The organism is Thiomonas sp. (assembly GCF_054608695.1).
Genome location: NZ_JBTRXV010000040.1, coordinates 1 through 12214, shown reverse-complemented (window position 1 = coordinate 12214; position 12214 = coordinate 1). Strand labels below are relative to the sequence as shown.

At 63.2% G+C, this 12214-nt stretch carries 12 protein-coding genes and 1 pseudogene; 8 read left to right on the top strand and 5 right to left on the bottom strand.

Features of this window, described 5'->3' with window-relative positions:
* Positions 1–479 precede the first annotated feature (479 nt).
* Positions 480–2846 carry a putative bifunctional diguanylate cyclase/phosphodiesterase gene (locus ACYCUK_RS13545; protein WP_461595249.1) on the bottom strand — a complete coding sequence of 789 codons (2367 nt, stop codon included), beginning with the start codon at positions 2844–2846 and terminating at the stop codon, positions 480–482.
* 566 nt (positions 2847–3412) lie between these two features.
* Here ACYCUK_RS13545 and ACYCUK_RS13540 point away from each other — a divergent pair.
* The 4 genes from ACYCUK_RS13540 to ACYCUK_RS13525 all read left to right on the top strand — a co-directional run bounded on the left by ACYCUK_RS13540 (position 3413) and on the right by ACYCUK_RS13525 (position 5641).
* The gene (locus ACYCUK_RS13540; RefSeq protein WP_461595248.1) at positions 3413–3793 is read left to right on the top strand and encodes a homoserine dehydrogenase; all 381 of its coding nucleotides are present in this window, start codon (positions 3413–3415) and stop codon (positions 3791–3793) included.
* Between the two features lie 237 nt (positions 3794–4030).
* Positions 4031–4720: a helix-turn-helix transcriptional regulator gene (locus ACYCUK_RS13535; RefSeq protein ID WP_461595247.1), complete on the top strand. Its 690-nt coding sequence runs from the start codon at positions 4031–4033 to the stop codon at positions 4718–4720.
* Between the two features lie 124 nt (positions 4721–4844).
* The gene (locus ACYCUK_RS13530; protein ID WP_461595246.1) at positions 4845–5216 is read left to right on the top strand and encodes a VOC family protein; all 372 of its coding nucleotides are present in this window, start codon (positions 4845–4847) and stop codon (positions 5214–5216) included.
* Positions 5213–5641 carry an EVE domain-containing protein gene (locus ACYCUK_RS13525; protein ID WP_461595245.1) on the top strand — a complete coding sequence of 143 codons (429 nt, stop codon included), beginning with the start codon at positions 5213–5215 and terminating at the stop codon, positions 5639–5641. The genes ACYCUK_RS13530 and ACYCUK_RS13525 overlap by 4 nt, the downstream gene beginning before the upstream one ends.
* A gap of 39 nt (positions 5642–5680) precedes the next feature.
* Here ACYCUK_RS13525 and ACYCUK_RS13520 read toward each other — a convergent pair whose 3' ends face one another.
* Positions 5681–6580 (bottom strand): LysR family transcriptional regulator, encoded by a 900-nt coding sequence (locus ACYCUK_RS13520; RefSeq protein ID WP_461595244.1) that lies wholly within the window; start codon positions 6578–6580, stop codon positions 5681–5683.
* Positions 6581–6677: 97 nt separating this feature from the next.
* Between ACYCUK_RS13520 and ACYCUK_RS13515 the strand changes: the two genes are divergently transcribed.
* From ACYCUK_RS13515 to ACYCUK_RS13505, 3 genes are all read left to right on the top strand, one after another.
* Positions 6678–7667 carry an NAD-dependent epimerase/dehydratase family protein gene (locus ACYCUK_RS13515; protein WP_461595243.1) on the top strand — a complete coding sequence of 330 codons (990 nt, stop codon included), beginning with the start codon at positions 6678–6680 and terminating at the stop codon, positions 7665–7667.
* A 259-nt stretch (positions 7668–7926) separates the two neighbouring features.
* Positions 7927–8460 carry a DUF2867 domain-containing protein gene (locus ACYCUK_RS13510; RefSeq protein ID WP_461595242.1) on the top strand — a complete coding sequence of 178 codons (534 nt, stop codon included), beginning with the start codon at positions 7927–7929 and terminating at the stop codon, positions 8458–8460.
* Between the two features lie 9 nt (positions 8461–8469).
* Positions 8470–8955, top strand: coding sequence for a GNAT family N-acetyltransferase (locus ACYCUK_RS13505; RefSeq protein ID WP_461595241.1), 486 nt, complete (start codon positions 8470–8472; stop codon positions 8953–8955).
* 109 nt (positions 8956–9064) lie between these two features.
* On the opposite strand, the gene ACYCUK_RS13500 is transcribed toward ACYCUK_RS13505, so the two are convergent.
* The 3 genes from ACYCUK_RS13500 to ACYCUK_RS13490 form a co-directional block, all read right to left on the bottom strand.
* Positions 9065–10084 carry a sulfurtransferase gene (locus tag ACYCUK_RS13500; protein ID WP_461595240.1) on the bottom strand — a complete coding sequence of 340 codons (1020 nt, stop codon included), beginning with the start codon at positions 10082–10084 and terminating at the stop codon, positions 9065–9067.
* A gap of 405 nt (positions 10085–10489) precedes the next feature.
* Positions 10490–10918 carry a TOBE domain-containing protein gene (locus ACYCUK_RS13495; RefSeq protein WP_461595239.1) on the bottom strand — a complete coding sequence of 143 codons (429 nt, stop codon included), beginning with the start codon at positions 10916–10918 and terminating at the stop codon, positions 10490–10492.
* Between the two features lie 17 nt (positions 10919–10935).
* A complete protein-coding gene (locus ACYCUK_RS13490) occupies positions 10936–11406 on the bottom strand; it encodes a hypothetical protein (protein ID WP_461595238.1) in 471 nt (156 codons plus the stop codon).
* Positions 11407–11581: 175 nt separating this feature from the next.
* On the opposite strand from ACYCUK_RS13490, the pseudogene ACYCUK_RS13485 reads away from it, so the two are divergent.
* Positions 11582–12214 (top strand): annotated as a pseudogene (locus ACYCUK_RS13485) (transposase); the annotation flags it as partial.

Genomic DNA, 12214 nt, shown 5'->3' with positions numbered 1-12214 from the left:
CCCCCCCCCCCCCCCCCCCCGCTAACATCATCATTGGTCAAAGTCAAGCCCTCCGAGGATATTTTTTTATCTTGGCCTTGGGCCAATCACGGGTTCAGTCACGGCCGCCGCACCATGTTTTGGGTACCTTCGATCCAAGCACCGACATACCACCAATAAAGCCTCTGATCTCTCGGAGAAAGGGCGCGATCCCTTCAATTGCCGCGGGACGCCCTGACGCACCCAAGCGCATTCTGTATGCATCCATGCATAAGCTTTGATTTTGTTCGAATCAAGGCATCATGTCCAGCCATTCAACCAACAAAACCGTGAAACTGTGAAAAATCACACAGAATGGCCCAGGAACATCGATCAAGCACATGGCCCAGCATCCCACTGAATCGCGTTCTCGGTTCTCATGCTCGATGGATGGCAATCACCTCGGCAGGACGTCCTGGAGTTGGGTCTCACCACACCGATCGCCCTTGCGCGATCAGGGATCATGCTGGCGCCCAGGGACTCACGCCGGATCTGGGCAACACATCGCAGGCGTGCGTTGGGATTTCTGAAGCCGCATCCAACTCCGGCCTTCCCCACAGATACCCCTGCCCCCAGTCCACGCCGATGGAACCCATGAGGTCGCGCATTTCTGGGGTTTCGATCCCCTCGGCGATGGTCAGGATGCCCAGTTCCCGGGCCATGGCCTGGATCGACTTGACCATGACTCGGGCCTTGGGATCGGTGACGGCGCGTTGCACCAGCTCCATCTCAATTTTCAGGTACTTCACTGGCAGATTGAGCAGATACAGGAAGGACGAATAGCCGCTGCCAAAATCGTCCACGGCCAACTCGAAGCCGAAGTCCAACAAGGGCTGCAACATGGCTAGGGTTTCCTTGGGGTGACCAAGGATCTGCCGTTCGGTGATCTCGATGACCACGGGCTTGGCCGAGCCTTGTGTCTGACCACAGGCGACACACTGCGACCGCGCTGCGTCCAGCAAACCCTGCACGCAATCGGGACGCGATAAAAAATCTGCCGAGCAGTTGATCAGATGCTTCATCGGAAGGCCGCCGCCGCGGGTGCGCTTGCCACAGTGCTCAAGCGCCAGATGCGAAACCACCGCATCGATGCGGTGCTCCAGGCGCAGCCGGTGTGCTGCGCCGATGAAGTCTGCGGCAGGCATGACCTCTCCACTGGGCGTCAGCATCCGGGCGAGGGCTTCTTGCCCGACGGTCTCGCCGGTCCGGAGATCCACCAGCGGTTGATACGCCGCGCGAACCCGGCCCCCATCCAGGGCACTTTGAATCCGCGCTCCGTGCGACAGAATATGGCTCTCCTGGGCTTCCAATCCCTTAACCCTGTTACGACCGCTGCGTTTGGCGTCATAAAGCAGGGAATCCAGTCGTCCGATGAGCTGCGCGGGCGTGCACGCCGCCCCCGACCATGCGGCAATCCCGAAGCTTGCCGTGACGTGGATGGTGTGCGGGCCATGCGTCACACGCATGACAGCAACAGCTTCGCGCAGGCGTTGGGCCGTCTGATGGGTTCTTTCCAGGTTTTGTCGCGGCAGCAGGATGAGAAACTCCTCCCCACCCCAGCGCGCGACGGCGTCGCCCTGGCGGACATGCTCGCGCAAAAGATCCGCAACACGCAACAAAACGCTATCGCCAGCAGGATGACCATAGGAATCATTGACGAGCTTGAAGTGATCCAGGTCCATCAAAACCAAGCCAAAGCCCTCTCCCGTGCGCTGTGCGCGGGCGAACTCGTCCGATAAGGCCTGTTCGATGCCACGGCGGTTGAGCAAACCGCTCAATGGATCGGTGATGGCTTGGTTTTGGCTGGTTTGGATTTGCGCCTGCAAGGCGGCTTGACTGGCTTCGCGGGCAGTTTCAGCTTCGCGCAGTCGGTTCAATCCCAAACGCAAGAGTGCTGTCCCCAGGAGGCCCATCACCACGAGAATGGCCGCCATGGGCGCCATGTTGCGCAACCAAGTCGAAACCAATGCCGCATAAGGCAAGGAGACACCGACGATGAGTGGCCATTCTGGAACGCGCAGGAAAGTGCCAAAAACGGGACCCCTGGATGCTGTCGGCATGCCGACATAAGTGCCTTCAAGCGCATCGGGATGCTGGTTCAGCGACCGCGCCAAAATGCCCGATTGGGCGTAGCCATAGCCCAGTTGGGTTGGGCTCGGATTGCGCATCTGCAAGAGATGGTCGCCCTCGCGGAGAACAACGATGACGGTGGCGGGATAGGGACTGCGTACGTCGCGCAGGATGCTTGGGTCAATATTGGGATGAACCAGCACGATCCACGAGGCCTGACCGATCGGGTGCAGCAAGCGGTGGATATTGGCTGCAAGAAAGACGCCTGGATGGTGGGGCGCTGGTGCGGGAGCGGTCAGGCAATCATTGGCCTGTTCCGGGCAGCCTCGCCAAGCTGCGCGGGTTTGAGGTGTCAGTTGGGGATTGAGGCTGGGATAGACCCAGGGCGCACCGACCGTGACCAAGGGACGGCCCCGAGCGTCAAGCAAGACGACGTTGCGGTAGGTGCTGCGCTGATGCAAGAGTCCCAGCAGGATGGGGATTTCTGGGCTGGAAGATGCCTGCTGCAATGCATGCTCGGTTAGCTCAAGCTGCCTGGCATACGCACTCAGCTTGTTGCGAAGATTGACGGTGTATTCGCTCGCATAGGCTTGCAGCAAGGTCAGGACGTTGCGCTGAACCGCCGCCCACTGGTAGTAGCCCGATACGCCGAGGATGGCTAGCAGCACAGCCAGGCCCAAAATCCATAGCCGGATGACCAAGGTGCTTGATGTTTTCCGAATCGGATCGGGCGAGGCGAAGAGGGTGGCGGTCATCATTCGGCGGCGTCCATCTGAGCACTTCGAGGGGGGTGACCAATGCAGCGGATGGGACTGCGTAGAAGTTGCTTGATTGTCCGCGCGAACGACAGCTCGCCACTGTGAGAAATTTCACACAATCGCCCAATGATTGGGGACTTGCTTGGAAGTTCCGCTTGACGTCCCGATTGGGAACCTCAGCGCGCTCCGTTAATGCTCACCTGGTTTGCGACCTCCTGCTCGAAATCGGCCGGCAACGTGGCGTAGGGGCCGGGATTCAGGAGGCGTGTGGCATGCGCATGCACAAAGGCGTGTGCGCATGGAGCACATACACAACCGCAGTCCGGGGGCATGAGCGTTCAAAACGCACGCGTGTTCATCGCCGGCTTGTTGCACGACTTGTTGCGCGGGAACGCAGCAGCGATGACCATAGGCATGAAGGTTAGGAGGTGGAGCCAGCCAATAGGCGCAGCGCCAAGGATGGCCCAAGTCATTGCGCCCATGGAAGCTTGCCCGTATCCTGCTGGGAGCATGCGGCACGGCGCCGAATTGGCGCGCAGGTCATGCATAAACGGGAGACAACAACGATGCACAAGGAACGCGTAGCCCTCGTGGGCCTGGGACGGGTGGGTTCGATTTTTTTGGATGTGCTGCTCAAGCAGCAAGACCAGGCGGTGGACATCGTGGCGGTGGCGGAAGTCAACCCGGACACACCTGGATGCATGACGGCTCGCAGCCTGAGGATTCCAGTGCTGACGGTGGCAGAATTGCTGCAGCGCAACGGCGATCTGGACATCGTCTTCGATCTCACCGGCGTGGCAGCCGTGCGCCGGCAATTACGCGAAGGGCTGGCTGCCGCGCACAACGACCATACGGTCATCGCCCCGGAGAATGTGGCACGCCTGATTTGGGCCCTCGTGGTGCCAGGTGTGGAACTCCCCGATGTGCATGCCCATGAGGGCTATTGAGCGCCCCCAGGGTCGGCTCGCCGACCCGCCCCCCGTGGGGGTCAAGGAAATTTGGGGCGGCCCTGCGTTTCCTTGAGAGCGTCCCAAGATGGATGTTGTTTGATCGCAACTTGAACAAGCCTCACCCGATGCATGGCACTGTAAAAAAGCCACGGCGGGGAGTCCTCGCTACAGGTACAGGTGAAGCCATGGGAACCTCCTGATCCCGCACAGACTGCTTTGTGATGGAGAACGGATTTGTCCCGCGCTGAACGCCTGCTCGCCCTGATGCAAGTCCTGCGCCGCCAGCGGCAGCCGGCCCGTGGGATGGGGCTGGCCGCCGAACTCGGCATCAGCCTGCGCACGCTCTATCGGGACATCGCGTCCCTGCGCGCCCAGGGCGCCCACATCGATGGCGAGCCGGGCATCGGCTACGTCCTGCGGCCCGGCTTCCTGCTGCCCCCGCTGATGTTCTCCGCGGAGGAGATCGAGGCCCTGGTCCTGGGCTCGCGCTGGGTTGCCGACCGCGCCGATTCCAGCCTTGGCGATGCCGCGCGCAATGCCCTGGCCAAGATCGGTGCCGTCCTGCCCGCAGACCTGCGCCATGAACTCGACAGCTCGGCACTGCTGGTCGGCCCCGGCACCCCCATGGCGGTGGGTGATGCGGAATTGCGCCGGATTCGCCAAGCGATCCGCATGGAACGCAAGCTCGATATTCACTACCGCGACCTCCAAGACAAGCTGTCGGTGCGAACGATCTGGCCCTTCGCGCTCGGCTTCTTCGAGCAGGCCCGGGTCATCGCGGCCTGGTGCGAGTCGCGCCAGGCATTCCGGCATTTCCGCACCGACCGGATCGTCAGCCTGCAGGTCTGCGACACCCGCTATCCGCGCCGGCGCCAGGCGCTGATGCAAGACTGGCGCCAGATCGAAGGCATTCCTATGCAGTAAGACTGCTGCCAGAAACTGGCAGGGGTGGTTTCTAGGATGGGGGCAAGTGATTCATGCCCTCCGCGCTCAACGCAGACGGCATGGTCCTGAGTCTTCATCCTTGACCCCACTGCGGAGCCACACCATGCCCAGCCCCAACTTCTGCATTCTGTATGTCGACAGCCCAGCGGTCAGCGCCGCCTTCTACGCGGGCCTGCTCGGCCTGACACCTGTCCAGGCTTCACCGACTTTCGTCCTGTTTGCGCTCGACTCGGGCGTCATGCTGGGGCTGTGGTCGAAACACGCGGTCGAGCCGGCCGCAACGGCGCTCGGCGGCGGTGCCGAACTCGCCTTCGCGGTGGGCGATGCCGAGGCCGTCGCCGCCATGCATGCCGACTGGTCCCGGCGCGGACTGACCATCCTGCAAACGCCGGTGCGGATGGATTTTGGTGCGACGTTCGTGGCGCAGGACCCGGACGGTCATCGGCTGCGGGTGTTTGCACCGAGCGCAGCGTGAACCGCAACTGGATCGCCGTCGCCTCGGCGGATCATGTGCGCCGGGGCCGCGCCGAAGGCTTCATGCAGGTCTGCCACGGCAAGGCGGCGCCCTTGCGCCGGATCCAGCCGGGTGACCCGGTTGCCTACTACTCGCCCACCGCGCAGTTTCAGGCGAAGACCAAGTTGCAGGCCTTCACCGCCATCGGCATGGTCAAGCCAGGCGCGCCCTACCCGGCGGACATGGGCGGAGGGTTCTGCCCTTTCCGGCGGGACGTGCACTGGCTGCAAGCCCGCGAGGCCCCGATCCAGCCCCTGCTCGATCGCCTCGCCTGGACCTCGGGCCAGCGCAACTGGGGCTACACGTTGCGCTTTGGGTTGTTCGAGGTGTCCGCGCAGGACCTGCAGCTCATCGCCGAAGCGATGGGTGCTGTTGGGCCAGCATGAGCTTGGTCATCGGGTCGGCCATGGGATCCGATCAGACCATCACGCGGTTCGGCTCACCTCGCGCGGAATGGCCTCGGCCAGGAAGTCATAGACGCGCCGCACCACCCCGCTGGCACGCACCTCGCGGTGCACGGCCAGCCAGCAGGGCAAGGGCGCAATCCGCAGATCCGGCAGCACGGCTTGCACACCCGGCCAGTTGCGCAGGGTGTAGGCCGCAACAAACCCGATGCCCGCCCCCGCCGCCACGAGCTGGGCGTAGGCGACTTGATCGTCGGTGCGCACCGCAAAGTGTTCGCGCGTAATCGTCACCCCCAGGCGCGCAAACCCTCGCAGGATGGTGTCGTCGTGGTCGTAGCCCACCAGGCGATGCCGCAGCAGATCCTCCGGCTTGTTGGGCGTGCCGGCGCGTTCCAGGTAAGACGCATGGGCAGCCGCGGTCAGCGGGATGTCGGCCAGCTTGCGCGCGATCAACGCGCCTTGCCGTGGCCGCACCATGCGCACGGCAATGTCCGCTTCGCGCTCGAGCAAGTTCGAGAGCTGGTTCGAGGCGACGAGTTCGACGGCGATGCCGGGTTCGGCTTCGCGCAGCGCAACCAGCACGGGCGGCAGCAACCAGCTCGCCGCCACCTGGCTGCTGCTGAGGCGCACCGTCCCGGTCGTGGCATGGCGCTGAACCTCCAAAGACCGTGACAAGGCATCGGCCCCCAGCTTCATCTGCCGCGCGGCGTCGATCATCGCCAGCGCCGCGGCCGTGGGCGTCAAGCCACGCCCGGTGCGCTCGAACAACGGCACGCCGAGCTGCGCTTCCAGTTCGGCCATGTGGCGGCTCAGGGTGGGTTGATGGGCCCCCAGCCGGCGCGCAGCCTCCATCAGGCTGCCGGCATCGATGACCGCCAGAAAGCTGCGGATGAGGGCCCAGTCGAAGGATGGTTGTCCCATGCGAAAGTGTAGAGCTCGATTGCGGATGGGCACAGTTTTCAGATGAAGCCGGACTGCCTAGACTGACCTTTCCATGAACACGCCCAGAGGAGTCGCAATGCCCCCATCCGAGAAGACCGCCTTGATCCTGGGTGCCAACGGGCGCTTCGGGCAGGCTGCGGTGGCGGCGTTCGCCGCTGCGGGATGGACGGTGCTGGCGCAGGCGCGGCATGGATCGGCCGATCCGCTGCCTGCGGGCGTGATGGCTCTATCCACCCCGCTGGATGCAGGCCGGGACTTGGCTGCCCAGGCTGCGGGTGCGTCCGTGGTGGTCTACGCCGTCAATCCGCTGTATACGGCGTGGCGCGAACAGGCCTTGCCCCTGTTGCGGCTGGGCATGGATCTGGCGCAGCGCCTGGACGCGCTGTTGATGCTGCCGGGCAATGTCTACAACTTCGGCGCGGGCATGGCGCCGGTCCTTGACGAACACACGCCCGAGCGACCGACCACGGTCAAGGGGCGCATGCGTTGCGCCATGGAAGCCGAACTTGCCGCAAGCGCCTCGCGGGGACTGCGCAGCGTGGTGATCCGCGCCGGGGACTTCTTCGGCTGCGGCCATGGTTCCTGGTTTGACCTGATCATCGCCAAGTCGCTGGCGCGCGGCAAGTTGGTCTATCCAGGGCCGGTGGATGTTCCGCATGCCTGGGCCTATCTCCCGGATCTGGCGCGTGCCTTCGTGGCGGTGGCCGAACGCGGTGATCGCCAAAGTTTGGCGCGGCTGCAGTTCGCCGGGTACACGCTCACGGGTGCGCAACTGCTCGGTGGCATCGAGGCCGCGGCCATGGACCTCGGCATCCGCCCCGTCCAGGGCTTCAAGCGAGGCTCCATGCCCTGGGGTGTCGTTCGCCTCGGGGGCCTGGTGGTGCCGATGTGGCGGGAGGTGGCGGAGATGGCGTATCTGTGGCGGGTGCCGCATGCGCTGAATGGCACGGCGCTGAGACGACAGATTGGTCCTGTGCAGGACACCCCCCTCCCCGTTGCCTTACGACAGGCGCTGATCGACCTCGGTCTTGCCCAAGGCGACAAGGCCGGCGCCACGGTTGTCTGACCGAGGTTGCCGTGAGATCCGCCCCTGTGCAAATGGGTGTGGCCGAGATGCCCTTCAGCCCATCAACCTGCCCCACCCACAACGGCAGGCGCCAGCGGCAGCTCGATCCCGCGCCGTGGCTTCGCCCAGCGCAATGTCTTCGGCACCATCGTGCCGGTGACCGTTGGCGGCGCGACCGCTGGGCTACGATCCAGGCGTCCTCGGAGTCCAAGGCATCCCCGGCTCATGTTCCCACTCGTCCCCCCCACCCTGACCTTCCATGAAGTCCACCATCCAGGCCATCCCTGTACCTTCCAGCACGGAGATCGGCCGCCATGTGGCCGGCGCGGATTTCATGGACTGCTATGCGCTGCCGATCGATCCGGGGTCACCCTCGGCATTGGCGATTTTTCTGGGGATGGCATCGCGCACGCCGGGCTGGGTCAACCGTCTGATGGCCATCCGCAATCGCATGGTTGCCATGGTTGGCTTGAAGCATCTCGGACATCTCAACGCGATCAACCCGTCCAAATCGCCGAGCGACTACCGGGTGGGAGACCGGGTGGGGATTTTCACGATCCTGCATCTGAGCGCTGACGAGGTCATCCTGGGCGACTCGGACAAGCATCTGGATGTCAAGGTTTCCGTCTGCAAGGTCGCTGAAGCCGGCCGCAACGCGTTGGCGGTCTCCACCGTGGTGCATATTCACAATCTGCTGGGACGCGTCTACATGCTGTTCGTCGGACCGATCCACAAGCGCATCGTTCCCGCCATGCTGTCGCGGCTGGAGACTGGGCAATCTGCGGCGCCCTGAGAACTTGCCATGGATGGCATCGTCATCCGGCCGATGATCGAACATGCAGGGGCGGTGCCGCGCATCGCCGCGTGGTTCTTCGAGGAGTGGAGGCTCATCTATGGCGGTGAGACCCAAGCCTCGGTGCAACGCCGTATCGAAAGCTGGCTCACGCAGCGGCAGATCCCAACCGCTCTCGTTGCACTTTCCGGGAACCAGGTCGTCGGGACCGTGGCCTTGAAGGAGCAGGAATTGCCGCAGTTTCCGGAATCGCCGTGGTTAGCTGGCCTATACGTCGTGCCGGAGTTTCGTCGCCACGGCATCGGCGCGCTGCTGGTGCAGGCGGCAGAACGCGAAGCCGCCTCGCTCGGGGTTGAGCGGCTCCACCTCTATACCCCGGGTTCGCAGCAGTTCTATGCACGCCTGGGTTGGTCGGTGCTGGGGCATCGCCTGCTTCCCGGCGGCATGGTTGCCGTCATGTGCAAACAGGTCGGGGTGAGCAATGTCCGGCATTGAGACCGGATCTTGCGCCTGCGGCGCCGCCCGGTTCGAGGTGAATCAGCGGCCCAGGAGCGTCATCATTGCCATTCGATGGCACCGGGAGCCGTCGTCTTGGATTGCCGACTCATCCTGCCTCCTGGCCTGGCAGGCCCAGCATTGGATAGCCCAAATGGGACCACTCGTTGATCGAGCCTGGGTACACACGGACTTGCTGGTCGCCCACCAGTCGGGTCAGGATGAACCAGGTGCTCGCGGCGTATTGGCCCGTGTTGCAGTAGGCAATCATCGGACCGCGTTCGGACAGACCCACCAAGGGCAGGAGGGCCCGGTACTGGGCCGCACGCAGAAACCGGGCTGATCCGTCCTTGGCCGTTCGATACAACACCGAAGGTGGCAAGGAGCGCGCTCCTGGGATGCGTCCAGCTTCGGTCGCCACGATACTTTGCTCGACCCCCACAAATTGGGCCATGGGTCTGGCATCGACGAGGATGGGACGCCCCGGATGTTTGCTCGCCGCCAGCACTTGCTGCGTGGTGGCCACCAGTTTCATGTCGGCAGGCTTGGCGACCCAATGTCCGGATGTCATCGGCGCAATGGCATCCGTATCCACCGGATAGCCGGCGGCGATCCATGCATGCGTCCCGCCGTTGAGAATGGCGACCTCATCGGCCGGCATGCCGAAGACTTGCAGCGCGTAAGCCAGGTAGGCCGCTTCCTGGAGTGATGAAGCGTCGTCTCCCGTTGGAACAAGGACCACGGGCTTGTCAGCTTCGAGCTGAGAAGCTTGCATCACGGCCTGAAAATCCGACGAGGTCGGCAGCAGAAAATCGACCTTGTGACCGTCGATGTCGCGCTTGTCCCGAATCGCCCAGAAATTGACAGACAAGGCGCCTGGCACATAGCCCCCGACCTTGCTCAAGACTTTTTTGCCGCCTTCGGTGTTGAATGTGGGGTCGCTGGTCAAGCTGTTGATGTCGTCGCGGATATCGACGATCTGGACAGCCTTGGCGTGATCGTGCAACCACTGCACGGAGACCAAGGGCCCCGGAAGCCCGGCTGCGTACGCAGCCGGGCAGCATGCGGCCGAGAGCACCAATCCGAGGCATGGAGCGACCGAGCGCAGCAGGGGGTTGAAAAAGGCCATGGTGTCAGTCTCCATTGAAGAAAGTTGAGTACCGAGAGCGGCTGGGCCAAGCCTCTTGGCTTCGCATGCTCCATGCGGATTTCACTTCAGAGCGTCGCCCTTGGGTTCGCTGTAGCCGTAGTCCTTGAACAACGTCCGCCCTTCGGCGCTGGTCATGAGCTTGACGAAGGCTGCGCCGGCCAGGATGGTTTGTGGTGACGTCGCGATGAGGTGCGAGTGATGGTCAGACAGGCGAACTCAAAAGGCATTCGAAGTATTCGTATGAGTATATCGTATTGGTACTTGTCAAATCGGCCGCCGGATGATGCGCGGGGTACCCCGGTGTGCGTTTGTGCAATCTCGCGGCGGAACAAGGATCCACAAAAAAGCGGCCCCGAAGGGCCGCGCAAGCGAGGATTGTGACGGTCAGTCGTCCACCCCGAGGATGATGTGTGAAGCCTTGATCAAGGCGCATACGTGCAGGCCAAGCTGGAGGCCCAGGTGACGGGTGCTTGCGGGCGTGATCATGACGACCAACTCGCCGCCACCACTCAGCTCGATGGAAATTTCATCATTGACGACCCCGGGGACAATGCGGCTGACTTGGCCGCAGAGCCGATTGCGGGCCGATGTTTTCGTACAGTCTTGTGGGGTGCACAGAATGGGCCAGGACGCCTTGATCATCGCCCATGCGGGTGTGTCGGGCTCCAGGCCGAGACGGCGCATGCTGTCCAAGGTGATGATCGCGATAAGCCGCTCTCCTCCGGGCAGTCGCAGGACCACCTCGGCATTGACGGCGCCGGGCGTGACGACCTCGATCGTGCCGTGCAGCACGTTGCGTGCGCTGGTTCGCATGTGGACCTCCGTTGGAATCAGGGTGATGGCTTGATCTCGAATCGATACGCCGCGTGGCAGGCTACGCAGTTGGATGTGACGTCTGCCAGGGCCTGGAATGCAGGGCCGACCTGGCCCGTCGCTGCGGTGTTTTGCAGTTGCACGACGAACAGCTCTGATTGGCGGTGAAAAGCCATGCCGATCTGCTGCATCCCGGCAGGCATATCGCGATGCATGAGCCGCATCTGCCGGGAACCCATGACACTCAGGCCCAGGTGCATCTGGGCAATGCGGGCCGCCTCAAGCCATTGACGCTGGCCCATCTTGCGTTCGATCGCTGCCATGGCCTGCAGGTGATCGCGCATCAGTGCGAGTTCATGCAGGTAGGCAGCCTTCGGCAACGGCACCACCAGCCGAGTGTCCACATTGCCGGCAAAGGACATGCCGCATGGCAGTAGAGATAGCAGGATGAAGAAGATGGGGCTGCGGCAAACGTACGGGATAAGCATCAAACTCACTCGTGATGTTTGATTGAATATAACGAACACGTCATTCGAGAGCAACCAAGGCCCTCCAAATTCCGTCTCTTTGCACGCAAAACGCCAACATCCACCCCTGGCTTTGCAGGCTTGAGGTGGGTTCAGAGAACGACCGTTTTTGATGTGAAGTGTGAAAGGAGCATGTATGCCGAGCAAGAAACACCAACAATGCACTGCTGCCGATGCTGTGCAAAGGACGCTGCCCACCATTCCGTCGGACTGGCTGGATCAGCTCGTGACGGGGCCGATGACGGCGGCTGCCGTGGAAGACACCGTCCAGGCGTTCAGGAAGGCGCTCATCGAGCGCGCCATGGGAGCCGAGCTATCGCACCACCTGGGGGCTATGCGCCTGGGGCCGACAAACCCGAAGGTGCCGGCAACCAGCGCAACGGCACGAGCGGCAAGACGGTGCTGACCGACACAGGGGCGCTGCGCATCGAGGTGCCGCGAGATCGCCAGGGCTCGTTCGACCCGCGGCTCATTCCCAAGCACGCGCGGCGCTTTGCCGGGTTCGACGATAAGATCGTGGCGCTGTATGCGCGCGGCATGACGCTGCGCGAGATCCAGGCCTTCGTGCAGGAAGCCCACGGCGTGGAGGTCTCCCCCCGAGTTCGTCAGCAGCGTGCCGACGCCGTCATGGCCGAGGTCGGCGCCTGGCAGGCTCGGCCGCTGGAGCGGCTGGACCCGGTGGTGTTCTTCGACGCCCTGCGGGTGAAGATTCGCGAGGACGCCGTGGTGCGCAACAAGGCCGTGTACCTGGCGCTGGGCATCCTGCCCG

Coding starts and splice junctions, on each gene's coding strand:
- ACYCUK_RS13530 (WP_461595246.1), top strand. CDS start 4,845: ATGCCCAGCCCCAACTTCTGCATTCTGTATGTCGACAGCCCAGCGGTC.
- ACYCUK_RS13520 (WP_461595244.1), bottom strand. CDS start 6,580: ATGGGACAACCATCCTTCGACTGGGCCCTCATCCGCAGCTTTCTGGCG.
- ACYCUK_RS13510 (WP_461595242.1), top strand. CDS start 7,927: ATGAAGTCCACCATCCAGGCCATCCCTGTACCTTCCAGCACGGAGATC.
- ACYCUK_RS13490 (WP_461595238.1), bottom strand. CDS start 11,406: ATGCTTATCCCGTACGTTTGCCGCAGCCCCATCTTCTTCATCCTGCTA.
- ACYCUK_RS13505 (WP_461595241.1), top strand. CDS start 8,470: ATGGATGGCATCGTCATCCGGCCGATGATCGAACATGCAGGGGCGGTG.
- ACYCUK_RS13545 (WP_461595249.1), bottom strand. CDS start 2,846: ATGATGACCGCCACCCTCTTCGCCTCGCCCGATCCGATTCGGAAAACA.
- ACYCUK_RS13500 (WP_461595240.1), bottom strand. CDS start 10,084: ATGGCCTTTTTCAACCCCCTGCTGCGCTCGGTCGCTCCATGCCTCGGA.
- ACYCUK_RS13540 (WP_461595248.1), top strand. CDS start 3,413: ATGCACAAGGAACGCGTAGCCCTCGTGGGCCTGGGACGGGTGGGTTCG.
- ACYCUK_RS13515 (WP_461595243.1), top strand. CDS start 6,678: ATGCCCCCATCCGAGAAGACCGCCTTGATCCTGGGTGCCAACGGGCGC.
- ACYCUK_RS13495 (WP_461595239.1), bottom strand. CDS start 10,918: ATGCGAACCAGCGCACGCAACGTGCTGCACGGCACGATCGAGGTCGTC.